Raw genomic sequence first — 25,615 nt, 5'->3', positions numbered from 1 at the left:
CCGGCTCCGCCGTTTTGTGTCTGCTAAACCCGTCATGCGCACCCGTTTCATCCTGATCCAGACCAGCCACGCCGGCAATGTGGGCGCCGCCGCCCGTGCCATGAAGACCATGGGTTTCACCGACCTGGTGCTGGTCGCGCCGCGCTGGGCCAACGTGCTGCGGCGCGAGGAAACCATCCAGCGCGCGAGCGGCGCGCTCGACGTGCTGGCCAACGCCCGCATCGTCGAGACGCTCGACGATGCCCTGGACGGTGTGACCCACCTGTGCGCCACGGCCATGATCCCGCGCGACTTCGGCCCGCCCACGCGCACGCCCCGCGAGCACCTCGAACCACTGGGCCAGCAAGCCGACCAGCACGTGGCCTTCCTGTTCGGCTCCGAGCGTTTCGGCATGCGAAACGAAGACGTCTACCGCTGCAATGTGGCGCTGACCATTCCGACCGACCCCCAATTCGGCTCGCTGAACCTGGGCGCGGCCATCCAGGTGGTGGCCTACGAATGGCGGCTGGCCCTGGGCGGCTACGGCGTGCGAGAGGCCACGGCGCCGGTGCAGGTGGCCGACGCGCAGGCCGTGGCCGGCATGCTCGAGCACTGGGAGCGCTCGCTGGTGGACATCGGTTTTCTCGACCCCGCGGCGCCCAAGAAGCTCATGCCGCGGCTGCAGCAGCTGTTCAACCGGGCCCAGCCCACGCCGGAAGAGATCCACATCCTGCGCGGCATCGCCAAGGCCATGAGCGACGCCACCAAGCTGCCGCGCGACACCACCAAGCCGCCGCGCGACGCCGTCAAGCCGCTTGTCGGCGCCGCCGCGGCGCCCGGGCCCGAGGCTAAGACCCCATCGCCCGTACGCGATGACAGCGGGCTATAGACTGCGCGCCCCCCGTCGACATAACCATATAACGACAAGAAGGCAGCGATGTTCTCTCGCCTGCGCGCCGATATCCGGTGCATCCTCGAACGCGACCCGGCCGCCCGCAGCGCCTGGGAAGTGATCACGGTCTACCCCGGCTTCCATGCCGTGGTGCTGCATCGCTGGGCGCATGCCTGTTGGACCCATGGCTTCAAGTGGCCGGCGCGTTTCATCGCGCACGTGGCACGCGGGCTGACCGGCATCGAGATCCACCCCGCGGCCAAGATCGGCGAGCGGGTGTTCTTCGACCACGCCATGGGCGTGGTGGTCGGCGAGACCGCCGAGATCGGCGACGGCTGCACCATCTACCAGGGCGTGACGCTGGGCGGCACCTCGCTCTACAAGGGCGCCAAGCGGCATCCGACGCTGGGCCGCAACGTGGTGGTGAGCGCGGGCGCCAAGGTGCTGGGCGGCTTCGTCGTGGGCGACGGCGCCAAGATCGGCAGCAACGCGGTGGTCATCAAGCCGGTGCCGGCCGGGGCGACCGCGGTGGGCATTCCCGCGCGCATCATTCCGTCGAAGAGCGGCGAGGCCGGCGAAGCCGGAGAGGGCGCCGACGTGGCCGCGCCGCAGAAGTTTTCCGCCTACGGCATCACGCAGGAAGACGACCCGCTGAGCCAGGCCATGCGCGGGCTGATCGACAACGCCTCCAGCCAGGAGCACCAGATCGCGCTGCTGTGGCAGGCCATCGAGAAGCTGTCGGCGCAACCGGGCACCAAGGACTGCGTGCCCTGCGATGCGGCGCGCGACGAGAGCTTCGAGGCGGAGAAGCTCACGCAGCTGGTGGGCAAGTAGGGGCAGCGGGGCAGCAGGGCCGCCGCGGCCCCCGGCAAGCCGTGTTCAGGGCCGTACCGGCTCAATTGCCCAGGAAGTCATCCTGCGGATGCCCCGCGCGCAGCACGCGGCGGGCATACATCGCGAAGGTCGCGTTCACGATGCTCGGCTTCAGCAGGAAGTCGTGCGACTCCTGTGCGAGCGCGTCCGCCACCGGATGCACCGTGCCGGCCGCCGCCGCCATCAACTGGCGCCGCGCGGCCTGCTCCAGCAGCACCGCCATGTAGGTGGCCTCCTCGAGCGTCGCGCAGGCGGTCAGCAGGCCGTGGTGCGCAAGCAGGATGCTGCGCTTGCCGCCCAGCGCGGCCGAGATCACCACGCCTTCGTCGTCGGCGATCGGCAGGCCCGGCCATTCCTTCAGGAACGCGCAGTCGTTGAAGAAAGGCGTCTGGTCCATGTGCGCCACCACCAGCGGTTCTTCGATCATCGACAGCGCGGACGTGGCCGGCGGGTGCGTGTGGATGATGCAGGCCACGTCGGGCCGCGCGCGGTACACCCACATGTGAAAGCGCGTGGCGGGGTTGGCCATGCCGCGGCCCTCGAGCAGCGCAAGTTCGTCGTCGACCACGAGGATGTCGCCGGGGCGCATCTCGTCGAACGCCACGCCGATGGGCGTGGTCGCGAAGCGGCCTTCGCCCAGGCGCACGGTCATCTGGCCGGCCAGCGTTTCGCAGTGCTCCTGCAGCGCGAGGTAGCGGCAGGCGATGGCCATCTTCTGTTCGAGCGTCCAGTGGGGCGCGGGGCGCAGCGGCGAGCCGAGGGTGCCGTTGACGGTGTCGCGCAGTTGGGCGCGCTCAGGTGTGTTCATGGTGCGTGGGGTCGTCAAAGGGAAGTGACAGGGGGCGCCGGGGGCTTGCCCAGCAGCTGCTCGATGGCCAGGCCGATGGCCAGCAGCCGCCGGTCGCTGCCCAGCGGGCCGTCGATCTCCAGGCCCACGGGCAGCCCGCCCGCGGTCATGCCGGCCGGCTGCGCGAGGCCCGGGATGCCGGCATTGCTGCCGGGATCGACATTGCGGATCAGCACCTGGAACAGCGCGGCGGGGCCGCCCGGCTGCCGCACGCCGTTGATCTCGACCTTGCCCGTGAAGTCGGGGTCGATGGGCGGCGGCGGAATGGCGCAGGTCGGGAACAGCACGCCCTCGACCGCATGCGCCGAGAAGTAGTCGGCATAGGCCGCGACGAGCTTCGGCCGGTGCACGCCGATGGCGTCCTCGTAGGCGGCCCTGGGCATGTCCTTCGCGATGCCGAAGATGCCCTTCACGTCGGGGCTCGCTACCTGCGCAATCACTTCGTCGAGCGTGAGCTGCAGGCCTTCTTCCTTCAGGTAAGCCTCGAGGTCGCGGTGGTAGAACTCGTAGAGCGCCACCGGCATCGAGACGCGCTCGTTGAGCTCGGGCACGCCCCGCAGGTCGGCCTCGACGAAGACCACGCCCGCTTCGCGCAGCCGCTGCACGGCCGCGTTCATCACGGCCTCGACCTCGCGGTCGAGGTTCTCCCAGAAGTACGCGCGCGGCAGGCCGAGCCGCAGGCCCGCGAGCGCTGCGGGCGCCAGCGGGGCCGTGGGTGCGCCGGTGACGACCGCGTCGAGCAGCGCCACGTCGGCCACGGTGCGCGCCATCGGGCCGGGCGTGTCGCGCGTGCGCGAGATGGGCACCACGCCGCCTCCCGGGTAGCGCCTCTGGGCGCCGCCGTTGCCCACCGACGGGCGCAGGCCCACGAGCGCGCAGAACGACGCCGGATGCCGCACCGACGCGCCCGTGTCCGTGCCCAGCCCTGCGGGCGCAATGCGCGCGGCAATGCCGGCCGCGGTACCGCCCGACGAGCCGCCCGGAATGCGCCCCGTGTCGTACGGGTTCTTCACGAAGCCGAAGGCCGCGTTGCTCGAGGTGCTGCCGAACGCGAGCTCGTGCAGGCTCGCCTTGGCCAGCACGATGGCGCCGGCCGCCAGCAGCGGCTCCAGCACCGGCGCATTGGCGCGCGGCACGAAGTCCTTGAGCGCGGGCGTGCCGCCGGTGGTGCGGATGCCCTGGGTGTCGATGTTGTCCTTGATATAGAGCGGCAGGCCGGCCAGCGCGCCGAGCTTGTCTCCGCGCGCACGGGCGGCGTCCACGGCGCGTGCCGCCTGCAGCGCGCCTTGCGCATCGAGCGTGATCCAGCTGTTGAGCGAGCGCAGCGCCTGGGCGCGCGCGAGCAGGGCCTGCACATAGGCCTCCGAGGTCAGCGTGCCGTTGTCGAACGCAGCCAGCGCCTCGACGGCGCTGAGTTCGGGTATGTCGGGTGTCGTCATGGAAACCTCCAGCAGGTCGATCGGGTCAGTCGAGCGAGATGCCGCGCTCGCGGATCAGCTTCGCATAGGCGATGCGATCTTCGCCCGCCAGCCTGGCGAACGCATCGGGTCCGTCCTGCAGCGCGACGAAGCCCAGCGCGGTGATCCTGTTGCGCGTGTCGGGCTGCGCCATGACCTGGGCCAACGCATCGGCCATGCGCGCCTTGGTGTCGGCCGGCAGCGCGGCCGGCCCGAGCAGCCCGATCCACGGCGTGGCCTCGAAGCCAGGGAAGCCCGATTCGGCGAAGGTGGGCACGCCCGGCAGCGTGGGGTTGCGCTCGCGCGTGGCGATGGCCAAGGGCTTGAGCGTGCCCGCGCGAAGGTGTTGCGCGCTGGTGTTGACGTCGATGAACATCAGCGGCACGCGCCCGCCCAGCACGTCCTGCACGGCTGCGCTCGCGCCCTTGTACGGCACGTGCACCACCTTCACGCCGCTGGCCTGCCGGTAGGCCTCCATGGCCAGGTGCAGCGGGTTGCCGATGCCGGCCGTGGCGTAGGCATAGGTGCCGGGGTTGGCGCGCAGCAGCGCCGTCAGTTCCTTGAGGTTGGCCGCGGGTACCGAGGGGTGCGCCACCAGCAGCAGCGGGATGCGCGCGACCAGGCCGATGTACGCGAAGTCCTTGCCCGCGTCGTAGGCCAGGCGCTTCTGCAAGGCCGGGTTCACGGCGAGCGCGCCGACGTCGAGCACACCCACCGTGAGGCCGTCGGGCGCGGCGCGCGCCACCGCGTCGGCCGCGATCATTCCCGAGGCGCCGGGCCGGTTGTCGACCACCACGGGCTGGCCCAGCACCGCGCCCAGGCGCTCGGCCACGGCGCGCGACAGCGTGTCGACCGCGCCGCCGGCCGAGAAGCCGTTGATGAGGCGCACCGCGCGCGAAGACGGCGAAGCCGCCGCGGAAGCCGAGGCCGGTTGCGCCAGCGCAGGGCGCACGGCCTGCGTGGCCACTGAAAGCGCGAAGAGCGCGGCGGGAAGCTGGCGTCGTTGCATGTCGGTTCCGTCGTGAGGTGGGAAGCGGCCATGCTCCGTGTTTGCGCCCACCGGAGAAACCGCCCGCGCCGCATTCCAGAGATAACCCCGGGTTATCGCTCGCCCGCTGCAAGACCGCACGGCTCGGCCCTGGATGCGCTAGCCTTTGCCTCCCATGGACACCTCAGACCACGCCTTGCGGCAGTTCGTGTTTGCCGCGCGCTCGCCTTCGCTGCGCAAGGCTGCGGAGACGCTGGTCATCTCGCAGCCGGCGCTGAGCAAGCAGATCCGCCGGCTCGAGGAGCAACTGGGCTTTGCCCTGTTCCGCCGCCACGGGCGCGGCATTGCGCTCACCGCGTCGGGCGCGGAGTTGCTGGCACGGCTGGAGCCGGCGTTCGAGCAGATCGACCATGCCATGGGCGCGGCGGCCGCCGCCGGCGCCTCCACCCATCACCTGGGCATTGCCACCGTCAACACGCTGGCGGCCTATCTGCTGCCCGACCTGGCCGTGGCCTTCCGCCAGCAGGGCGCGACGGCCCGGCTCACGCTGATGACGGCCAGCTCGCAGGACGTGGTCGAGGCGGTGGTGCGCGGCAAGGCCGACATGGGTTTCGTCTACGACGTGGCCATCGACTCCGAGGAAGTCGAGCGCGTGCTGCTGCACGACGAGCGTCTGGTGGGCTACCGGCTGGCGGGGCAGGGGCTGCCGCGCGAGATCGCGGTGGCGCAGCTGGCTGCGCAGCCGCTGATACTGCCGCCGCGGCCCTACGTGCTGCGCCGCATCGTCGAGCGCGAATGCGGGCGGCCGCTGCTCCCGGCCATCGAGAGCAACTCGGTCGAACTCACGCTCGACCTGGCGGCGGCGGGTTGCGGCATGGGCATTCTTCCGGCGCGGCTGGGCGCGGCGATGGTGGCCTCGCGCGGGCTGGAGCGCGTGCGCATCGTGGGCGGGCGCTTCGAGCGCAAGGTGGCGGCGATCCGGCGGCACCACTGCGGCAACCAGTGGGTGGCGCAGGCCATCGGCATTGCGCAGCGGCTGTCGGCGCTCGGCGGCGAGCCGGAAAACGAGGCGTAGGCGGGGTCAGGCGCCGCGCTTGGCCGGCGCATGCAGTGCGCCGTGCACATGGCCCGCATGCTGGCCGAAGGTGTCGGGCGCGAGCGCGGCGGTGTCGAGCTCCTGCAGGATGCCGCAGGCGTTGGCCGACTCGGGCCCGCCGCATTGCTGGCGCAGCGCCTTCAGCTGCTTCTCGAGCGTCTTCAGTTCGGCGATGCGCGCGGCCACGTGGCCGATGTGGTCGTCCAGCAGCTGGTTGACCTGGCCGCAGTCCTCCTGCGGCGCGTCGCGGAATTTCAGCAGGCTGCGGATCTCGTCGAGCGTCATGTCCAGCGAGCGGCAGCGGCGGATGAAGCCCAGGCGCTGGGCATGGTCTTCGTCGTAGATGCGGTAGTTGCCGTCGGTGCGCGCGGGCTCGGGCAGCAGGTGCTCGCGCTCGTAGTACCGGATGGTTTCGACCGGCGTGTTCGTGACCTTGGCCAGTTCACCGATTTTCATGATGCGGTATCCGAACGGGTGGAAATGAGCGTTTGACTCTACACCTGCTTCAGGGTTTCCAATCGATTCCATGACGAACGAAAGCGCCCTGAACCTCAAGGTTCCCCAAGCAGACCCGCACGGCCACGACCATGCGCACGACCATGGCCATGCACATGACCACGACGGTCACGCGCACGAAGGGCACGGCCACGCGCATGCCCCCGCCCACGCGCACGCCCACGCCGAGCCCGCCTGCTGCGGCAGCCCCGTCGTCCGCGGCTCGACGGCGTCCGCCACGCCGGCCGACCTGCCCAAGGGCGCCTTGCTGTTTCGCATTCCCACCATGGACTGCGCGGTGGAAGAGTCCGAGATCCGCCGCGCGCTGGAGCCGATTGCCGGCGTGAAGGCGCTGCGTTTTCGCCTCGGCGAGCGCACCATGGCCATCACCACCGACGAAGGCGCGCTGCCCCAGGCGCTCGACGCCATCCGCAAGGCCGGCTTCAAGCCCGAGCCGGTGGACGTGCAGGGCGGTGCGGCACCGGCCGCCGCGCCCGCGACGATCGCCGGCATGAACGCGGGGCTGGTGCGCCTGGTGGCCGCGCTGGTGCTGGCCATCGCGGCCGAGTCGATTTCCTTCATGGGCTTCGACGGCAAGGCCTTCATGGCGGCCGAGATGGCGCTCGCGCTGGGCGCCATCGGCCTTGCGGGCCTGGACACCTACAAGAAGGGCTTCGCCGCGCTGGTGCGCGGGCGCCTGAACATCAACGCGCTGATGGCCGTGGCCGTCACGGGCGCCTTCGTCATCGGCCAGTGGCCCGAGGCCGCGATGGTGATGGCGCTGTATGCCATTGCCGAGCTCATCGAGGCGCGCGCCGTGGACCGTGCCCGCAACGCCATCCAGAGCCTGCTGGCGCTCGCGCCCGAGCAGGCCGAGGTGAAGCAGCCCGACGGCAGCTGGCAGACCGTGAGGGCCGGCGAGGTGGCGCTCGACGCCGTGGCGCGCATCCGCCCCGGCGAACGCGTGCCGCTGGACGGCATCGTCACCGCGGGTGCCAGCGCGATCGACCAGGCGCCCGTCACGGGCGAGAGCATTCCGGTCGACAAGACCGTGGGCGACCCGGTGTTCGCGGGCACCATCAACCAGACCGCCGCGCTGGAGTTTCGCGTGACCGCGGTGGCGTCGAACACCACGCTCGCGCGCATCATCCACGCGGTCGAGGAGGCGCAGGGTTCGCGCGCGCCCACGCAGCGCTTCGTCGACCGGTTCGCCGCCGTCTACACGCCCACCGTCTTCGTGCTGGCGCTGGCCGTCGCGCTGTTCACGCCGCTGTTCATGGACTGGACCTGGACGCAGGCGCTCTACAAGGCGCTGGTGCTGCTGGTCATCGCGTGCCCGTGCGCGCTGGTCATCTCCACCCCTGTGACCGTGGTGAGCGCGCTGGCCTCGGCCGCGCGGCGCGGCATCCTCATCAAGGGCGGCACCTACCTGGAAGAAGCGCGCAAGCTGAAGGCGATCGCGCTCGACAAGACCGGCACCATCACCGAAGGCAAGCCGAAGCTGGTGGCGTCGTCGCTGCACGGTGCGCCGGCCGGTGCGTCGGCCGACGAGGCGGTGGTGTTCGCAACGGCCGCGAGCATCGCGGGCCGCTCGGACCACCCGGTGTCGAAGGCGATTGCCGAAGGACTGAAGGGCGCACGCGCGGAGGAAGCCGGCGACTTCACCGCGCTGCCCGGCCGCGGCGTGCAGGCCGTGGTCGCGGGCCAGACCTATGTGCTCGGCAACCACCGGCTCATCGAAGAGCGCGGCCTGTGCACGCCCGCGCTCGAAGCCGAACTCAAGCAGCACGAGGAAGCCGGCCGCACCGTCACGCTGCTGGCCTCGGACACGGCCGTGCTCGCGCTGTTCGCGGTGGCCGACACCATCAAGGCGTCGTCGCAGGCCGCGGTGGCCGAGCTGCGCGCGCTGGGCGTGGTGCCCGTGATGCTCACCGGCGACAACGCCGCAACCGCCAGGACCATCGGCGCGCATGCCGGCATCGAGGACGTGCGCGGCAACCTGCTGCCCGAGGAAAAGCTCGACGCCATCAAGGCCATGCAGCAGCGCTACGGCGCGGCCGCGATGACCGGCGACGGCATCAACGACGCGCCCGCGCTCGCGCAGGCCGACATCGGCTTCGCCATGGGCGGCGCCGGCACCGACACCGCGATGGAAGCGGCCGACGTGGTCATCATGAACGACGACCTGCGCCGCATTCCCGAGACCATCCGCCTGTCGCGCCGCGCGCATGCGGTGCTGTGGCAGAACATCACGCTGGCGCTGGGCATCAAGGCCGTGTTCTTCGTGCTCGCGGTGTTCGGCAGCGCCACCATGTGGATGGCCGTGTTCGCCGACATGGGCGCGAGCCTGCTGGTGGTGGCGAACGGGTTGCGGCTGATGCGCGCGCCGAAGGACTGAGCCGGTACCTGCGTCCGCCTTGCGCCTGGCGGCAACGCGGTTGCCGCGAGCAGCGCGATGGCGATGGCCGGCGCGGGGCAGCAAGCCAGCGGCTGCTGGCGCGCAGCGGGCGCACGGCGGGTGCACGGCGTGAGCAGGGCGGGTTGAGCGCGTCACGCGAGGGCACTAACATGTGCCGCTTCGCCTGCCCCCGCGCTCCCTGCATTCCCCGCATCCCGCTCCCATGTCCGCCACCTCGCTGCTGCTGCAACTCATCGTCATCCTCGCCACCGCACGCGTGTGCGGCTGGGTTCTGCGTCATGTAGGCCAGCCGGCGGTGGTCGGCGAGATGGCGGCCGGCCTGATGCTCGGCCCCGTCGTCATGGGGGCGCTGTTTCCGTCGCTGCATGCGCAGCTGTTCTCCAAGGAATCGCTGCAGGGGCTCTCGTCGCTCTCGACGCTGGGGCTCGTGCTGTTCATGTTCGTGGTGGGCCTGGAGCTGCGCGCGTCGCAGGGCGTGCGCGAGCAGTTGCGTTCCGCGGGCTATGTCGGCGTGCTGAGCATCGTGGTGCCGGCCGCGCTGGGCGTGGCCATCGCGCCCGCGCTGCATCCGTCGCTGGCACCGGCCGGCGTGGCCTTCTGGCCGTTCGCGCTGTTCATCGCGGCGGCGCTGTCGATCACCGCGTTCCCCGTGATGGCACGCATCCTGAAGGACCGCGCCATGACGCGCACGCCCTTCGGCCAGCTGTCGCTCGGCGCCGCCGCGGTGGTCGATGTGTTCGCGTGGATCCTGCTGGCCTTCGTGGTCGCGATGGTCGGCGCGGGCGAGGGCTACCACGGCCTGCTCAAGACCACGCTGGGCATGGCAGTGGTGCTGTGCGTGCTGTTCCTGGGCGCGAAGCCGGCCTTTGCCTGGCTGCTGCGCACCAGGGCGCCCGGCGGCGAGCCCTCGACCACCGTCATGGCCGCGCTCATGCTCGGCCTGCTCGTGACCGCGCTGGCGACCGAGTGGCTGCACCTGCATGCGGTGTTCGGCGCCTTCCTGTTCGGCGTCTGCCTGCCGCGCGACGACCGGCTGCTGAAGTCGCTCACCGAGCGCATCGAACCCATTTCCATCGTCGTGCTGATGCCGCTGTTCTTCGCGCTCGCGGGCCTGGGCACCACGGCCAGCGCCTTCACGGGCGCGAGCCTGGGCGCGATGCTGCTGATCGTGGCTGTGGCCACCTTGGGCAAGGTCGCCGGCGGCGCGGCCGGCGCGCGCATGGCGGGCTACGGCTGGCGCGACAGCCTGGCCACCGGCTCGCTGATGAACGCGCGCGGGCTGATGGAGCTCATCGTGATGAAGATCGGCCTGGACGCCGGGCTCATCGGCCCCGAGCTGTTCACCATGCTGCTGGTGATGGCGCTGGCGACCACCGCGATGACGGGACCGCTGATCAACCTGTTCATCGGGCGCAAGGCGCGCGGGGCAGCGGCGGCCGCGGCGGAGGCGGCCGAGGTCGGCGGCGCGGCCGCCAAGTCCTGACAACTCCCTGAGGCGAGGTCCGGCGCGGCTCAGCCGCCGCGCTGCACCGTGAATCCGATGCGCGTCTCGCCATCTTCGCTCGACGCGAACACGCGCCCGCCGTGCATGCGGGCAATGGCTTCCACGATCGACAGGCCCAGCCCGTGGTGCCGGGTCGAGCCGTCTCGCGCCTGCGCGGCGCGGTAGAAGCGCTCGAACAGGCGCGGCAGCGCGGCCGGGTCGATCGGTTCGCCCCGGTTGGCCACGGTGACGGCGAACGCGTCACCTGCCTGCGGGTCGCGGCCGATCTCGATGCGGATGACCGACGCCGGCGCGGCGAAGCGCACCGCGTTGCCCAGCAGGTTGAAGAGGGCGCGCCGCACCAGCGCGGCGTCCACGTCGGCCGTGGCGTCGCCCGTCACCTCGGCGCGCAGGCCGGCCTCCTCGAGCATGGCGTCGTAGAAGTCGATCACGTCGCCCGCCTGCACGGCCAGGCTGGTGGCGGCGCGCGTGCGCATCGGCACGCCGCGCTCGGCCTGCGAGAGAAACAGCATGTCGGTGACGATGCCCGAGAGCCGCCCGACCTCTTCGAGGTTGGAGGCCAGCACGCCCTGCAGCTCTTCGTTGCTGCGCGGGCGCGTGAGCGCGAGTTCGGTAGCGCCGATCAGGTTGGCCAGCGGCGTGCGCAGCTCGTGCGCCACGTCGGCATTGAAGGATTCGAGCTGCACATAGGCACGCTGCACGCGCAGCAGCAGCGCGTTGAACTGCGTGATCCACGGGCGCAGCTCTTCGGCGAAGGCCATCGCGTCGATCGGCTGGTTGGCCCTGTCGGGCGCCATGGCCGCGGTGCGCTCGGCCAGCGCCTTCAACGGCCGCAGGCCGCGCCGCACCAGCCACATGCCCGTGAGCGAGACCAGCGCCGTGCCCAGCACCACGGCCCCCAACAGCGTCCATGCCAGGCGCTGCAGCAGCCGCGCCTCCTGCGTCACGTTCATGCCCAGTTCCACCGACAGCGGCGTGACCGCGCCGGCCTGGGTCCAGGGCACCTCGAGGTCGCGGTGCAGCCAGCGCCCGCTGCTGGCGGGCGTGGACCGGAACAGCTCGCGGCCCGCATGCGAGATGCGCAGCGACACGTCGTCCTGCATCGAGAAGAAGTCGTCGAGCTTGTGCCGCAGAAAGACCAGGTCGCCGCCTTTCTCCGCCTCCTGCAGCAGGTGCCGCACCAGCGCGGCCTTCTGGGCCAGCACTTCGTCCTGTTTCTGGCCGAAGTTCCAGGCGGTGACGAGGTAGATCGCCAGGCAGATGACGCTGAGCCCGAACAGGGTCTGCGCGGCCAGCCAGAGCGAGAGGCGGCGCTGCAGCGAATGCGGCCGCGGGCTCATGCCCAGGAGCGGTCTTCCAGCACGTAGCCCATGCCGCGCACCGTGTGCAGCAGCTTCACGTCGAAGGGATCGTCCAGCTTGCTGCGCAGGCGCCGCACGGCCACCTCGACCACGTTGGTGTCGCTGTCGAAGTTCATGTCCCACACCTGCTCGGCCAGCGTGGTGCGTGACAGGATCTGCCCGCGCCGCCGCAGCAGCACCAGCAGCAGCGTGAACTCCTTGGCCGTGAGCTCGAGCCGCGTGCGGCCGCGAAAGCACTTGCGGCTGACCACGTCGACCTCGAGGTCGGCCAGCCGCAGCACCGTCGACTCCTGCAGCTTGCCGCGGCGCAACAGCGCCTGCACGCGCGCGAGCAGTTCGGAAAAGGAGAAGGGCTTGACGAGGTAGTCGTCCGCGCCCTGCTGCAGGCCCTGCACGCGGTCTTCGACCTTGTCGCGCGCGGTGAGCACCAGCACGGGCACGTTCTTGGTCCGGCGTATGGCCTGCAGCACCGCGAAACCGTCGATGCCGGGGAGCTGTACGTCGAGCAGGACCAGCGCATAGTCGCCTTCGGTGGCGAGAAACCTCCCTTCGATACCGTCGCGGGCGATATCGACCACGTATCCGTTCTCTTCAAGGCCTTTTTTAAGGTAATCGCCCAGTTTGGGCTCGTCTTCGATGACAAGAATGCGCATGGGCAAATGGTACCCAAGCACTTTCGATACAGAGATTACGATTTAGTAATCCTATCGACGGACAAGCACTTGTGTTGTTGTCATACATTGCGCCGGGCCTCCAGGCCGCGGGGCTTTAGGCTCCGTGGCGCAAGGCTCCATGCACGCCGCCGATATACTTTTTGCCTCCATGCGCCGCTGGCTCCTCATCTTCCTGCTTGCACTCTTGCCGCTCCAGCTGAGCTGGGCCGCGGCATCGGCGTATTGCCAGCATGAGCGCGACACGCAGCCCGAGCACTGGGGCCACCACGAAAGCGAAAGCCGCGGCACCGACCGCAGCCACAGCGGCGAGGGCGCGCAGAAGAACGCCAGCACCCAGCCCAACGCCGTGGTCGGCGACTGCGCGGTCTGCCATGCGGGCTGGGCGCAGCACGCGGACGCAACGGGCGAGCCCATGCCCGCCATCGCGCGCGTGGCCCAGCCGCTGCGTGCCATGCACGCCGAGCGCTTCGCCTCGCACATCGCCGACGTTCCGGTGCGTCCCGACTGGTCTCTCGCCCTTTGATTCGGCGAGAGAACACACCCCACTTCTTCTGAACTTCACCGTCAGCTGAGCTCTCGCCGAATTCGTCCGTCCGTTGTTTTGCAACCCAGGAGAATTCGATGCGCACGCTCTTCGTGCCGCTGGCCGTCTTGGCCATGGCGGCGACCCCGGCCCTTTCAGAGGGCTCAGAGGGCTCAGAGGTTTCACAGGCCTCACAGGCCTCACAGGCCTCGCAGACCCAGACTTCGGCCGTTCCCCGGCCTTCATCCGGCCGCACGCTGGAGCCGATCGGCCCGCTGAACCTGCAGGGCGCCATTGCGATGGCGCTGCAGGCCAACCCGGGCCTGTCTTCCGCCGCGCGCGAACAGGACGCCACCGAGGCCGCCATCGTGCAGGCCGGCGCCTGGCCCAACCCCACGCTCGACGCGCAGGTGGAAGACCTGCGCCGCGACAACCGCACCACCACGCTGCAGCTGAGCCAGCCCATCGAACTGGGCGGCAAGCGCGCCGCGCGCGTGACGGCGGCCGAACGCGCACGCGACCAGGCCGCGTCGGCGCTTGCTGCGCGCCGCGCCGAGGTCCGCGCGGCCACGGTCACCGCCTTCTTCGAGGTGCTGACCGCGCAGGAGCGCCTGCGCCTGGCACAGGACTCGGTCGGCCTTGCGCAGACGGGCACCCGCGCCGCCGCCAACCGCGTGGCGGCGGGCAAGGTGTCGCCGCTGGAGGAAACCAGAGCGCGCGTGGCCGAGGCCGGCATTCGCGTCGAACTGCTGCAGGCCGAAGGCACGCTGCGCTCGGCGCGCCAGCAGCTCGCGGCGTCGTGGGGCAACCCGAGCCCGCGCTTCACGCAGGTGGACGGCGCGGTCGACCAGTTGCCGGCCATGGCGCCGCCGCAGGACGCGCAAGCCCGACTGGCCGACGCGCCCGTGCTGCGGCAGGCGCGGCTCGAGGTCGAGCGGCGCCGGGCGCTGTCCGACCTCGAGCAGGCCAGGCGCGTGCCCGACCTGACCGTGTCGCTCGGCGCCAAGCGCGTGCCTTCTTCCGAAGGCGAGATGGGGGGCGGGCGGCGCAACCAGGTGGTGCTGGGCCTGTCGGTGCCGCTGCCGATCTTCGACACCAACCGCGGCAACGTGGCCGAGGCGCTGAGCCGCGAGGAGAAGGCGCGCGACGACCTTGCCGCGGCCGAACTGCAACTGGGCACCGACGTGGCGCAGGCCACCGAGCGCCTGCGCTCCGCGCGGGCCACCGCCCAGACGCTGCAGCGCGACGCGCTGCCAGGCGCCGAGAGCGCCTACAGGGCCGCCACCAAGGGCTTCGAGCTGGGCAAGTTCAGCTTCCTGGAGGCGCTGGACGCGCAACGCACGCTGTTCCAGGTGCGCGCGCAGTACCTGCTGGCACTGGCCGACGCGCACCGCGCGGCCGGCGAACTCGACCGGCTGCTGGGCCGCCACGGCGATGACATCTCGCTCGCGACACCCGTCGCGCGCTGACAGGAAAGCTCACACACCATGAACGCACAACAACGCACATCCCTTGCCGAGCGCGTCGGCAAGAAGCAGTGGATCGCCATCGCGGTGGTCCTGGCCCTGGGCCTCGGCGCGGGCGCGATGATCCTGCGCACCTCGCCGGCCAAGCCCGAGGCCGCCGGTCATTCCGAAGCGGCCGGGCACGGCGACGGTGAACACCACGAAGAGGGCAAGGCCCACGGCAAGGAAGAGGACCACGACCACAGCCACGGCGAGGCCGCGGGCCATGCCGACAAGGAGCACCACGCGGAGGGCAAGGCCGAGAAGGAAGAAAAGGAAGAGCACAAGGACGATCACAAGGGCGATCACAAGGGCGATCACAAGGAAGAGGGCAAGGAAGCGCACAAGGAAGAACACAAGGAAGAAAAGATCGCCTTCACCGACGCGCAGATCAAGTCCGCCGACATCGCCATCGAAGGCGCGGGCCCCGCGCGCATCAAGCTGTCGCTGCAGCTGCCCGGAGAGATCAAGTTCAACGAAGACCGCACCGCCCACGTGGTGCCACGCGTGGCGGGCGTGGTCGACAGCGTGTCGGCCGACCTGGGGCAGGAGGTCAGGCGCGGCCAGGTGCTGGCGGTGCTGTCGAGCCCTTCGCTCTCCGAGCAGCGCAGCGCGCTGCAATCGGCGCAGCGCCGCCTGGCGCTGGCCCGCACGACCCACGAGCGCGAGAAGAAGCTGTGGGAAGAAAAGATCTCCCCGCAGCAGGACTACCTGCAGGCCGAGCAGGCGCTGCAGGAGGCGCAGATCGCCGTGGCCAACGCCAACCAGAAGCTGCTGGCACTCGGTGCCACGCCGGCCTCGGCGGCGCTCGGCCGCTACGAGCTGCGCGCGCCCTTCGACGGCATGGTGGTCGAGAAGCACATCGCGTTGGGCGAGTCGGTGAAGGAAGACGTCAACGTTTTCACCATCTCCGACCTGTCGAGCGTGTGGGCCGAGATCAGCGTGGCGGCCGGCAACCTGAACCTGGTGCGCATCGGCGAGCCGGTGACCATCCGCGCCAGCGCGTTCGACCAGGCGGCCACGGGCAAGGTGTCGTACGTGGGCTCGCTCATCGGCGCGCAGACGCGCACCGCCACCGCGCGCGTCACGCTGACCAACCCGCAGCGCATCTGGCGACCGGGGCTGTTCGTGAATGTCGAGCTGGTTGCCTCCGAGGCCGATGCGCCGGTGACGGTGTCGGCCGAGGCGCTGCAGACCGTCGAAGACAAGCCCACCGTGTTCCTGCGCGTGCCCGGCGGCTTCGTGCCGCAGCACGTGCAGACCGGGCGCAGCGACGGCAAGCGCGTGGAGATCGTCGGCGGCCTTGCGCCCGGCGCCAGCCATGCGGGCAGCGGCAGCTTCGTCGTGAAGTCGCAGCAGGGCAAGAGCTCGGCCACGCACACGCACTGAGGACGCCGCATGTTCGAACGCATCATCGGTTTTTCCATTGCGCAGCGCTGGCTCGTGCTGCTGGCCGTGCTCGGCATGGCGGCGCTGGGCGTCTTCAGCTACCAGAAGCTGCCCATCGACGCCGTGCCCGACATCACCAACGTGCAGGTGCAGATCAACACCGCCACGCCCGGCTACTCCCCGCTGGAGACCGAGCAGCGCGTGACCTACCCGATCGAGACCGTCATGGCCGGCCTGCCCGGCCTGCAGCAGACGCGCTCGCTCTCGCGCTACGGCCTCTCGCAGGTGACGGTGATCTTCAAGGACGGCACCGACATCTACTTTGCGCGCCAGCTGGTCAACGAGCGCATCCAGTCGGCGCGCGAGAGCATGCCGGGCGGCATCTCCCCGGTGATCGGGCCCATCTCTACCGGCCTGGGCGAGATCTACCTGTGGACCGTGGAGGCGGAAGAGGGCACGAAGAAGGCCGACGGCAAGCCCTATTCACCGATCGACCTGCGCGAAATACAGGACTGGATCATCAAGCCGCAGCTGCGCAACGTGGCGGGCGTGACCGAGATCAACTCCATCGGCGGCTACGCCAAGGAGTTCCAGATCGCGCCCGACCCGGCCAAGCTGCTGGCCCATGGCCTCACCATGACCGACCTGGTCACCGCGCTGGAGCGCAACAACGCCAACGTGGGCGCTGGCTACATCGAGAAGCGCGGCGAGCAGTACCTGATTCGCGCGCCGGGGCAGGTGAAGTCGGCCGAGGACATCGGCAACGTGATCCTGGGCAACGCCAATGGCATTCCCCTGCGCGTGCAGGACGTGGCCGAGGTCGGCATCGGCAAGGAGCTGCGCACCGGCGCGGCCACCGACAACGGCCGCGAGGTGGTGCTGGGCACGGTGTTCATGCTGATCGGCGAGAACAGCCGCACGGTGTCGCAGGCGGTCGACAGAAAGATGCAGGAGATCAACCGCTCGCTGCCCGCCGGCGTGAAGGCGGTGACGGTGTACGACCGCACGGTGCTGGTCGACAAGGCCATCGCCACGGTGAAGAAGAACCTGTTCGAGGGCGCGGTGCTGGTCATTGCCGTGCTGTTCCTGTTCCTGGGCAACATCCGCGCGGCGCTGATCACCGCGCTGGTGATTCCGCTGTCGATGCTCTTCACCTTCACCGGCATGGTGAACCAGAAGGTCAGCGCCAACCTCATGAGCCTGGGCGCGCTGGACTTCGGCATCATCATCGACGGGGCGGTGGTGATCGTGGAGAACTGCGTGCGAAGGCTGGCGCATGCGCAGGCAAAGCACGGGCGCCCGCTCACGCGCAGCGAGCGCTTCCACGAGGTGTTCGCGGCCTCGCAGGAGGCGCGGCGCCCGCTGCTGTTCGGCCAGCTGATCATCATGATCGTGTACCTGCCGATCTTTGCGCTCACGGGCGTGGAGGGCAAGCTGTTCCACCCGATGGCCTTCACCGTGGTGATTGCGCTGCTGGGCGCAATGATCCTGTCGATCACCTTCATTCCCGCCGCCGTGGCGCTGTTCATCGGCGACAAGGTCAGCGAGAAAGAGAACAAGCTGATGGCCTGGGCCAAGCGCGGCTACGAGCCCTTGCTGGCGCGCGTGATGCGCGCCAAGCCGTTGGTCATCACCACCGCGGTGGTGGCCGTGCTGCTGTCGGGCCTGCTGGCCACGCGGCTGGGCACGGAGTTTGTGCCGAGCCTGAGCGAGGGCGACTTCGCGATCCAGGCGCTGCGCATTCCGGGCACCAGCCTCACGCAGTCGGTCGAGATGCAGAAGCAGCTGGAAAGCACGCTGAAGGCGAAGTTTCCGGAGATCGAGCGCGTCTTCGCGCGCACCGGCACGGCGGAGATCGCGTCGGACCCGATGCCGCCGAACATCTCCGACGGCTACATCATGCTCAAGCCCGAGAGCGAGTGGCCCGCGCTCGAAGGCAAGTCGCGCCGCACGCGCGCCGAGCTGCTTGCGGCCGTGCAGGAAGAGGTCGAGCAACTGCCGGGCAACAACTACGAGTTCTCGCAACCGATCCAGCTGCGCTTCAACGAACTGATCTCCGGCGTGCGCAGCGACGTGGCGGTGAAGATCTTCGGTGACGACATGGACGTGCTCAACAAGACGGCCGCGCAGGTGTCGGAGACGCTCGGCAAGATTCCCGGCGCGGCCGAAGTGAAGGTCGAGCAGACGACAGGCCTGCCGATGCTCACCGTGAACATCGACCGCCAGAAGACCGCGCGCTACGGCCTCAACGTGGGCGACGTGCAGGACGCGATTTCCATCGCGGTGGGTGGGCGCGAGGCGGGCACGCTGTTCGACGGCGACCGGCGCTTCGACATCATCGTGCGGCTGCCGGAGCACCTGCGCACCGACCTGGAGGCCATCAAGCGGCTGCCCGTGGCGCTGCCCAAGGGTACGGGCGCGGGCGCGGGCGGCGAGGCCCTGCGCACCAGCTTCATTCCGCTGGGCGAAGTGGCCACGCTCGACATCGCGCCCGGACCGAACCAGGTGAGCCGCGAGGACGGCAAGCGCCGCATCGTGGTCAGCGCCAACGTGCGCGGGCGCGACCTGGGGTCCTTCGTGGCCGAAGCGCAGGAGGCCATGCGCAGCGTGAACATTCCCGCCGGCTACTGGACCGCGTGGGGTGGCCAGTACGAGAACCTGGCCTCGGCCACGGAGCGGCTGCAGGTGGTGGTGCCGGTGTCGCTGCTGCTGGTGTTCACGCTGCTGTTCGCGATGTTCGGCAACCTGAAGGACGGCCTGCTGGTGTTCACCGGCATCCCGTTCGCGCTCACGGGCGGCATCGTGGCGCTGTGGCTGCGCGACATTCCGCTGTCGATCTCGGCGGCGGTGGGCTTCATTGCGCTGTCGGGCGTGGCGGTGCTCAACGGGCTGGTGATGATCTCGTTCATCCGCAACCTGCGCGAAGGCGGGCTGCCGCTGGACGCGGCCATCCGCGAAGGCGCGCTCACGCGGCTGCGCCCGGTGCTGATGACGGCGCTGGTGGCGTCGCTGGGCTTCGTGCCCATGGCGATCGCCACCGGCACGGGCGCCGAGGTGCAGCGGCCGCTGGCGACGGTGGTGATCGGCGGCATTTTGTCGTCGACCGCGCTGACGCTGCTGGTGCTGCCGTTGCTGTACCGCATGGCGTACCGGCGCGACGAGGAAGAAGAGGTGAATGCGGTGCCCGCCGTGCAGGCGACGCAGTCGTAGCCCTCAGACCCGCCCGCGCGCCTTGAGCAAAGCCCAGTGCGCGGGCGCGATGGCGGTCTTCATGGCCTTGAGCGGGTCGATCTCGCCGGTGTTGTCGGCATGCGCGACGACGAAGTCGTCGGTCGCGTTCAGCATCGCGTGCGCGGTGGGCGCGTTGAAGTGCGCCGCGAGATTCTTCAGCACGCGCCGGGCCGATGCCGTGCTCTGCGCGACGTCCATGAACTGGCCGTGCAGCAGGCAGGCTTCCTTCAGCGCCGCGTCGTCGAACCAGCGTTCGTGCGCGTCGCCCTGCACCGCACGGATTTCGTCGGGCGCCCAGAGGTGGTAGCCGACCTCTTCACCGGCCTCGAGCACCTTGTCGCGGTACGACGCCAGGCCCCACACCAGGAAGGGCGGCCATGCGGCGTTGAAGTCTTCCTGCGTGTAGCAGATCAGCAGGCAGTAGATCGGCTCCTCCGCGGGGATCTGCGGGAGCGCGCGCGCGATCTCGTCGACGAGCAGGGCCTCGACCTTGGCGGCCACCGTGGCCAGCGTCTCGCCCTTGCGCGGGCGGCGGTAGTTCAGGCGCGTCTGGCCGCTGGGCGTGCCGTCGTCGCCGAGGTATTCGAGCGTGATGGTGTCCAGCCGTGCGGCCTCGTCGTAGCGGTAGACGTCCTGGCACAGCCAGGTCTTCTGGCCTTCGGCCCAGTTGGACGTGACGGCGCGCCGCAGCTGCCCGTCTTGCCATTCGTAGCGGGTGTCGAATCCCCTGTGGCCGTGGCTGACGTGCTGCGACGCGAGCAGGCCGCCGGCATGGCGGAACTGGGTGACGGTGCCGATGCGGGTCTCGCCGTCGTGCACCTGCAGCTGCACGCCGGTGCGCCGGTCGGCCTCGTGCAGCCAGGCCGTGGCGCGGTCGCGGCTCTGGCGCTGGAGCACCAGCCGGCCTTCGGCGTCGAAGCCGTGGTGCATGTGGCGCTCGGGGTCGGCCTGGTCGTCGGCCAGCCAACGGGCCCTGGGGCCGCCGTACTGCTCCTGCAGGAAGGGCGTTTCCTCGCCCATCGACTCTGTGGCCCAGCGCCACGTCACGGCTTGCGCCGTGCAGTCGGCCAGCAGGCGGGCGGCGTTGGCGTGGTCGGTGCAGGTGCGGTAGATGTCCGCCAGTTCCACCGGCATGGTCCCGGCGGCCCTCAGCGACCGGGACGGATGGCCGACTTCGGCCGGAAGGCCTTGCAGACCGTGTCGTCCGTCTCGAGGTACGGGCCGCCGATCAGGTCGATGCAGTAGGGCACGGCCGCGAAGATGCCGGGCACGACCTGCGCGCCGTCGGCATCTTTCAGCCCCTCGAGCGTTTCCGCGATCGACTTGGGCTGGCCCGGCAGGTTGATGATCAGGCTCTTGCCGCGGATCACCGCCACCTGGCGCGACAGGATCGCGGTGGGCACGAAGCGCAGGCTGATCTGGCGCATCTGTTCGCCGAAACCGGGCATTTCCTTGTGGGCCACGGCCAGCGTGGCCTCGGGCGTCACGTCGCGCAGCGCGGGGCCGGTGCCGCCGGTGGTCAGCACCAGCGAACAGCCGGCATCGACCAGCTCGATCAGCGTGGCGCTGATGCGCTCGGCCTCGTCGGGGATCAGGCGCGGTTCGAATTCGAGCGGGTTCTTCAGCGCTCGGCCGAGCCATTCCTTCAGCGAGGGCAGGCCCTTGTCCTCGTAGGTGCCGCTGGAGGCGCGGTCGCTGACGGAGACGATGCCGATGCGGACGGTGTCAGATGTGCTCATGGTGTGGCTCCTTCCCCTTCCGGGGGAAGGTGGGGAAGGTGGGGATGGGGGCATGCGGCGCCAATGACGCCATGGCGGCTCGAAGGCCGTCGTGCGCCCACCCCGTCCCTCCCCCGGGAGGGGAGGGGAAAAGACCCGACGCTCATGCGTCTTCTTCCCGGTCTTGGGCGGCGGCCGCCTCTGCGTGGTCGTCACCGCCATGCACCGCCAGCTGCGCGCGCACCAGCTGGAAGATCTCGCGGTAGGCCTTGCCCTGGCGCGGCGCTTCGCCGGCCGGGCCGGCCTTCATGTCCTTGCGGGCCTGGCGCACCAGGGCGCGCAGCTGCTGCGAGTCGGTGGCCGGGTGGGTCTCGATCCAGCCGCCCAGGGCGTCGTCGTCGGCAATCAGGCGGTCGCGCCAGCGTTCGGCCTCGTGCAGGGCGGCGGTTTCGGCGGCCGGCACGGTGTCTTGTTCGGCCAGGGCCCGCTTGACGGCCTCCAGCACCTCGGGCTCGAGCTTGCGCATGAGCTTGCCGATGAACTGCATCTGGCGGCGCTTGCCCTCGAAATTGGTGATGCGCTTGGCCTCGGCCAGGGCGTCGATCAGCTTCTCGTCGAGCTGGAGCGCGTCGAACAGGGCGGCGCGCAGGCCCATCAGTTCGGTGCCGAGCTTCTGCAGCTCGTCGCTTTCGCGCTTGAGGTCGGTGCGGCTGGCATCGTCGGAGCCCTTGAGCTCGCGCTTGAGCTCGAGGTCGAGTTCGCTGCCTTCGGCGACGAACTGGCCACGGACGAAATAGCCTTTTTTGGGTTTGCGGGACATGGAGTGGATTCTGGGCCGCACCGTGCGGCGTTGCAACGCGCAGTGGGAAGCTGGAGGGAAAACGGGAAATGGGGGGCGCAAGTATCATAGCCACCACATGACGACATCCTCCTCGCGCGCCGATTCCGGCTTCGCCTACAGCCGCTCCTTCTTCGAAAACCTGGTCGACACGGCCTTGGCGCATGCCAAGAAGCTCGGTGCCACCGACGCCGGGGCCGAGGCCTCCGAGGGCTGCGGCCTGAGCGTGTCGGTGCGCAAGGGCGAGCTGGAGAACGTCGAACGCAACCGCGACAAGTCGCTGGGCGTCACGGTCTACGTGGGGCACCGCCGCGGCAATGCCAGCACCTCCGACTTCTCCGAAGCCGCCATCGAGCAGACCGTGCAGGCGGCCTACGACATTGCCCGCTTCACCGCCGAAGACCCGGTGAGCGGCCTGCCCGACGAGGCGGACATCGCCAAGGACCACCCCGAGCTCGACCTGTTCCACCCCTGGGACGTGACGAGCGAGCAGGCCGCCAAGCTGGCCCTGGAGTGCGAAGCGGCCGCGCTGTCGACCGACAGGCGCATCACCAACAGCGAAGGTGCGGGCGTCTCGGCCCAGCAGAGCCACTTCTTCAGCGCCCACACGCACGGCTTTCGCGGCGGCTACGCCAGCTCGCGGCATTCGATTTCGGTGGCGCCCATCGCCGGCAAGGGCGACAACATGCAGCGCGACGCCTGGTACAGCTCCATGCGCGCGGCCGACGAACTGGCCAGCCCGCAGGCCGTGGGCCGCTACGCCGCCGAACGGGCGCTCAGCCGGCTGAAGTCGCGCAAGATCAAGACCACCGAATGCCCGGTGCTGTTCGAGTCGCCGCTGGCCGTGGGCCTGCTGGGCGGGCTGGTGCAGGCCGTGAGCGGCGGTGCGCTGTACCGCAAGAGCACCTTCCTGCTCGACTCGCTGGGCAAGTCGGTGCTGCCCAAGCACGTGGACGTGGCCGAAGACCCGCACGTGATGCGCGGCAAGGGCAGCTCGCCCTTCGACGACGAAGGCGTGATCACCCGGGCGCGCAAGGTGGTCGATGCCGGCCGCCTGGAAGGCTACTTCCTGTCGACCTATTCGGCCCGCAAGCTGGGCATGAAGACCACCGGCAACGCCGGCGGCTCGCACAACCTGACGCTGAGCTCGCGCCTCACCAAGCACGGCGACGACCTGGACGCCATGCTCGCCAAGCTGGGCACGGGCCTGTTCGTCATCGAGCTGATGGGCCAGGGCGTGAACTACGTGACCGGCGACTACTCGCGCGGCGCCAGCGGCTTCTGGGTGGAGAAGGGCAAGATCGCCTTCCCGGTGGAAGAGATCACCATCGCCGGCAACCTGAAGGACATGCTCATGGGCATCGAGGCCATCGGTGCCGACGCCTACACCTTCGGCGCCAAGACCACGGGGTCGGTGCTGGTGAACCGGATGAAGATCGCCGGCAGCTGAGCCCGGGGGCGGCGCTTTTCGTGCCGCTCTTCACGCCGCTCCTTCCAGGGGAAACCCAAGGGGAAATGCCGGGGGGCACCGCGCACCCGCGCGGCTAAAGTGGCCGGGTTTTGCCACCCGGAGCCACTGCGTCAATGCCCCTGTCGCCGCGACCGCCACCGCGCCTGCCATTCCGCAACATCGTCCTCACCGGAGCCTGTGGGGGCCTGGGCCAGGCGCTGGCGCGTGAGCTGATCGGCGGCGGCGCCCAGGTGGCGCTGGTGGGGCTCGACACCGGCAGGCTCGCGGCGCTGGCCTCGCTCGCGCCCGAACGCTGCGCGGTCTACACCCCCGACGTGTCCCAGGGCCCCGCCATGCAGGCGATGGCCGCCCACTGGATGGCGAAGGCCGGCGTGCCCGACCTCGTGATTGCCAACGCGGGCGTCGCAGGCGGCTACGACACCGCCGAAGCCGGCGACCTTGCGGTGTTCCGCCGCATGCTGGAGATCAACCTGCTCGGCGCGGCCACCACCTTCCAGCCCTTCGTGGCCGCCATGCGCGAGCAGAAAAGAGGCGACGAAGGCGCGAGGGGCGAGAGGGGCGAGAGACGCGCGAGGGGCGCGAGGGGCGCGCTGGTCGGCGTGGCCAGCATCGCCGGCTGGCACGGCATGCCGGGCAACGGCGCGTACTGCGCGAGCAAGGCCGGGCTGATCCGTTACCTCGAAAGTTTGCGTGCCGAGCTGCGCGAGACCGGGCTCACCGTGCACACCGTCAGCCCCGGCTACATCCGCACCGCGCTCACGGCCGGCAACCGCTTCGCGATGCCGGGGCTGCTCGAAGCCGACGAGGCCGCGCGCCGGTTGCTGGCCGCCGTGGGCGCGGGCCGCGAGAAGGTCGTGCTGCCGCGGCGCATCGGCTGGCTGTCGAAGGCGCTCGACCTGCTGCCCGAGGCGCTGCACGACCGCCTGTTGCGCGGCCAGCCGCGCAAGCCGCGCGTGGGCGAGGCCGGTGCCACGGCCATTCCAGGTCTTTCCGATGTGTCGAAGGAGCCCCCCACCCGATGAGCACCGCCACCGCACCGACCCATGAACAGATCGCGCTGATCGGCGCCGGCCCTTCGGGCCTGGCCGGCGCGCGCAACCTGCAGAAGCACGGCGTGCCGTTCCAGGGCTTCGAGGCGCACGGCGACGTGGGCGGGCTGTGGGACATCGACAACCCGCGCTCCACCGTCTACCACTCGGCGCACCTCATCTCCAGCAAGCGCACCACCGAGTTCGCAGAATTCCCGATGGCCGACACGGTGGCCGACTACCCGAGCCACCGCGAGCTGCGCCGCTACTTCAGCGACTTCGCGGACCGCTTCGGTCTGCGCGCGCACTTTCGATTCCACACGCGCGTGCTGCGCGTCGAGCCGGTGAGCGACGCGCCCGGCACGCGCTGGCGCGTGAGCACCGAGGCGGCCGACGGCACGCGCGAGACGGCCGAGTACAAGGGCGTGGTCATCGCCAACGGCACGCTGGCCGAGCCCAAGCGCCCGCGGTTCGAAGGCCGCTTCGACGGCGAGCTGCTGCACACCAGCGACTACAAGCACGCCGAGCTCTTCAAGGACAAGCGCGTGCTGATCGTCGGCGCGGGCAACTCGGGCTGCGACATCGCGGTCGATGCGGTGCACTACGCGAAGAGCGTCGACATCTCGGTGCGGCGCGGCTACTACTTCGTGCCCAAGTACGTGTTCGGCAAGCCCGCCGACACGCTGGGCGGCAAGCGCCCGCTGCCGCCGTGGCTCAAGCAGAAGATCGACGCGACCGTGCTCAAGTGGTTCACCGGCGACCCGGTGCGCTTCGGCTTCCCGAAGCCCGACTACCGGATGTACGAGTCGCATCCCATCGTGAACTCGCTGGTGCTGCACCACGTGGGGCATGGCGACATCGGCGTGCGCGGCGACATTGCGCGGCTGGCCGGGCACACGGTGCATTTCAAGGACGGCAGCGCGCGCGACTACGACCTGATCCTGGCGGCCACGGGCTACGCGCTGCACTACCCGTTCATCGAGCGCGAACTGCTCAACTGGCAGGGCATGGCGCCGCGGCTGTACCTCAACATCTTCTCGCCGCGCTTCGAGAACATCGCCGTGCTGGGCATGATCGAAGCGAGCGGCATCGGCTGGCAGGGGCGCTACGAACAGGCCGAGCTGGTGGCGCGCTACTTTCGCGCCAAGGCCAGCGGCTCGCCGAAGGCGCAGGCCCTGCGCGCGGCGGTGCAGGGGCCGCCTCCCGACCTGTCGGGCGGCTTCAAGTACCTGCAGCTGGAGCGCATGGCGTACTACGTGCACAAGGACACCTACCGCGCCGCCGTGCGCAACGCGGCCGCGGCACTGGCCGACCCCACCTGAACCAG

At 70.1% G+C, this 25,615-nt stretch carries 21 protein-coding genes; 12 read left to right on the top strand and 9 right to left on the bottom strand.

The features are described from left to right. The first annotated feature begins 34 nt into the window (after positions 1-34). A complete protein-coding gene (locus BM004_RS07605; RefSeq protein WP_256219823.1) occupies positions 35-868 on the top strand; it encodes an RNA methyltransferase in 834 nt (277 codons plus the stop codon). A gap of 48 nt (positions 869-916) precedes the next feature. Next, positions 917-1,705 carry a serine O-acetyltransferase gene (cysE, locus tag BM004_RS07600; RefSeq protein WP_093128504.1) on the top strand — a complete coding sequence of 263 codons (789 nt, stop codon included), beginning with the start codon at positions 917-919 and terminating at the stop codon, positions 1,703-1,705. Positions 1,706-1,766: 61 nt separating this feature from the next. On the opposite strand, the gene BM004_RS07595 is transcribed toward cysE, so the two are convergent. The 3 genes from BM004_RS07595 to BM004_RS07585 are packed head-to-tail and all read right to left on the bottom strand — an operon-like array spanning position 1,767 to position 5,057. After that, positions 1,767-2,552: an aldolase gene (locus BM004_RS07595; RefSeq protein WP_093212301.1), complete on the bottom strand. Its 786-nt coding sequence runs from the start codon at positions 2,550-2,552 to the stop codon at positions 1,767-1,769. A gap of 14 nt (positions 2,553-2,566) precedes the next feature. Continuing rightward, positions 2,567-4,030, bottom strand: coding sequence for an indoleacetamide hydrolase (iaaH, locus tag BM004_RS07590; RefSeq protein WP_093212299.1), 1,464 nt, complete (start codon positions 4,028-4,030; stop codon positions 2,567-2,569). A gap of 25 nt (positions 4,031-4,055) precedes the next feature. Continuing rightward, the gene (locus BM004_RS07585) at positions 4,056-5,057 is read right to left on the bottom strand and encodes a Bug family tripartite tricarboxylate transporter substrate binding protein (protein ID WP_093212297.1); all 1,002 of its coding nucleotides are present in this window, start codon (positions 5,055-5,057) and stop codon (positions 4,056-4,058) included. A 154-nt stretch (positions 5,058-5,211) separates the two neighbouring features. On the opposite strand from BM004_RS07585, the gene BM004_RS07580 reads away from it, so the two are divergent. After that, positions 5,212-6,111: a LysR family transcriptional regulator gene (locus tag BM004_RS07580; protein ID WP_093212295.1), complete on the top strand. Its 900-nt coding sequence runs from the start codon at positions 5,212-5,214 to the stop codon at positions 6,109-6,111. 6 nt (positions 6,112-6,117) lie between these two features. Here BM004_RS07580 and cadR read toward each other — a convergent pair whose 3' ends face one another. Further along, a complete protein-coding gene (cadR, locus tag BM004_RS07575; protein ID WP_093128512.1) occupies positions 6,118-6,588 on the bottom strand; it encodes a Cd(II)/Pb(II)-responsive transcriptional regulator in 471 nt (156 codons plus the stop codon). 70 nt (positions 6,589-6,658) lie between these two features. Between cadR and BM004_RS07570 the strand changes: the two genes are divergently transcribed. Then, positions 6,659-9,025: a heavy metal translocating P-type ATPase gene (locus BM004_RS07570; RefSeq protein WP_093212293.1), complete on the top strand. Its 2,367-nt coding sequence runs from the start codon at positions 6,659-6,661 to the stop codon at positions 9,023-9,025. Between the two features lie 223 nt (positions 9,026-9,248). Next, positions 9,249-10,529 (top strand): cation:proton antiporter, encoded by a 1,281-nt coding sequence (locus BM004_RS07565; protein ID WP_093212291.1) that lies wholly within the window; start codon positions 9,249-9,251, stop codon positions 10,527-10,529. 29 nt (positions 10,530-10,558) lie between these two features. Here the strand turns inward: BM004_RS07565 and BM004_RS07560 are convergent, their stop codons facing one another. Both BM004_RS07560 and BM004_RS07555 read right to left on the bottom strand, forming a co-directional pair. Beyond that, positions 10,559-11,890 (bottom strand): heavy metal sensor histidine kinase, encoded by a 1,332-nt coding sequence (locus BM004_RS07560; protein ID WP_093212289.1) that lies wholly within the window; start codon positions 11,888-11,890, stop codon positions 10,559-10,561. After that, on the bottom strand, positions 11,887-12,564 hold the full coding sequence (locus tag BM004_RS07555) for a heavy metal response regulator transcription factor (RefSeq protein WP_093128517.1): 678 nt from the start codon (positions 12,562-12,564) through the stop codon (positions 11,887-11,889). The genes BM004_RS07560 and BM004_RS07555 overlap by 4 nt, the downstream gene beginning before the upstream one ends. A 169-nt stretch (positions 12,565-12,733) precedes the next feature. On the opposite strand from BM004_RS07555, the gene czcI reads away from it, so the two are divergent. From czcI to BM004_RS07535, 4 genes are all read left to right on the top strand, one after another. Then, positions 12,734-13,108, top strand: coding sequence for a cation efflux protein, CzcI family (czcI, locus tag BM004_RS07550; RefSeq protein WP_093128518.1), 375 nt, complete (start codon positions 12,734-12,736; stop codon positions 13,106-13,108). Positions 13,109-13,206: 98 nt separating this feature from the next. After that, positions 13,207-14,577, top strand: coding sequence for a TolC family protein (locus tag BM004_RS07545; protein WP_093212287.1), 1,371 nt, complete (start codon positions 13,207-13,209; stop codon positions 14,575-14,577). Between the two features lie 18 nt (positions 14,578-14,595). Continuing rightward, positions 14,596-16,002: an efflux RND transporter periplasmic adaptor subunit gene (locus BM004_RS07540; RefSeq protein ID WP_093212285.1), complete on the top strand. Its 1,407-nt coding sequence runs from the start codon at positions 14,596-14,598 to the stop codon at positions 16,000-16,002. 9 nt (positions 16,003-16,011) lie between these two features. Then, on the top strand, positions 16,012-19,212 hold the full coding sequence (locus BM004_RS07535) for a CusA/CzcA family heavy metal efflux RND transporter (RefSeq protein ID WP_093212283.1): 3,201 nt from the start codon (positions 16,012-16,014) through the stop codon (positions 19,210-19,212). Positions 19,213-19,215: 3 nt separating this feature from the next. On the opposite strand, the gene BM004_RS07530 is transcribed toward BM004_RS07535, so the two are convergent. The 3 genes from BM004_RS07530 to yjgA form a co-directional block, all read right to left on the bottom strand. Then, entirely contained in the window at positions 19,216-20,367 is a 1,152-nt protein-coding gene (locus BM004_RS07530) for a hypothetical protein (protein ID WP_093212282.1), read from the bottom strand. A 14-nt stretch (positions 20,368-20,381) separates the two neighbouring features. Next, positions 20,382-20,972 carry a molybdopterin adenylyltransferase gene (gene mog / locus BM004_RS07525; RefSeq protein WP_093212280.1) on the bottom strand — a complete coding sequence of 197 codons (591 nt, stop codon included), beginning with the start codon at positions 20,970-20,972 and terminating at the stop codon, positions 20,382-20,384. Positions 20,973-21,114: 142 nt separating this feature from the next. Next, a complete protein-coding gene (gene yjgA / locus BM004_RS07520) occupies positions 21,115-21,771 on the bottom strand; it encodes a ribosome biogenesis factor YjgA (protein WP_093212278.1) in 657 nt (218 codons plus the stop codon). 97 nt (positions 21,772-21,868) lie between these two features. Between yjgA and pmbA the strand changes: the two genes are divergently transcribed. The 3 genes from pmbA to BM004_RS07505 all read left to right on the top strand — a co-directional run bounded on the left by pmbA (position 21,869) and on the right by BM004_RS07505 (position 25,610). Continuing rightward, complete coding sequence (gene pmbA, locus BM004_RS07515; RefSeq protein ID WP_093212276.1) at positions 21,869-23,239, top strand: metalloprotease PmbA; 1,371 nt, start codon at positions 21,869-21,871, stop codon at positions 23,237-23,239. Positions 23,240-23,373: 134 nt separating this feature from the next. Beyond that, positions 23,374-24,282: an SDR family oxidoreductase gene (locus BM004_RS07510; RefSeq protein WP_093212274.1), complete on the top strand. Its 909-nt coding sequence runs from the start codon at positions 23,374-23,376 to the stop codon at positions 24,280-24,282. Further along, entirely contained in the window at positions 24,279-25,610 is a 1,332-nt protein-coding gene (locus BM004_RS07505) for a flavin-containing monooxygenase (RefSeq protein WP_093212272.1), read from the top strand. The genes BM004_RS07510 and BM004_RS07505 overlap by 4 nt, the downstream gene beginning before the upstream one ends. Positions 25,611-25,615 lie beyond the last annotated feature (5 nt).

This window comes from Variovorax sp. OK212 (genome assembly GCF_900112425.1).
GTDB lineage: Bacteria > Pseudomonadota > Gammaproteobacteria > Burkholderiales > Burkholderiaceae_C > Variovorax.
This window is presented reverse-complemented; position numbering and strand designations above follow the sequence as displayed.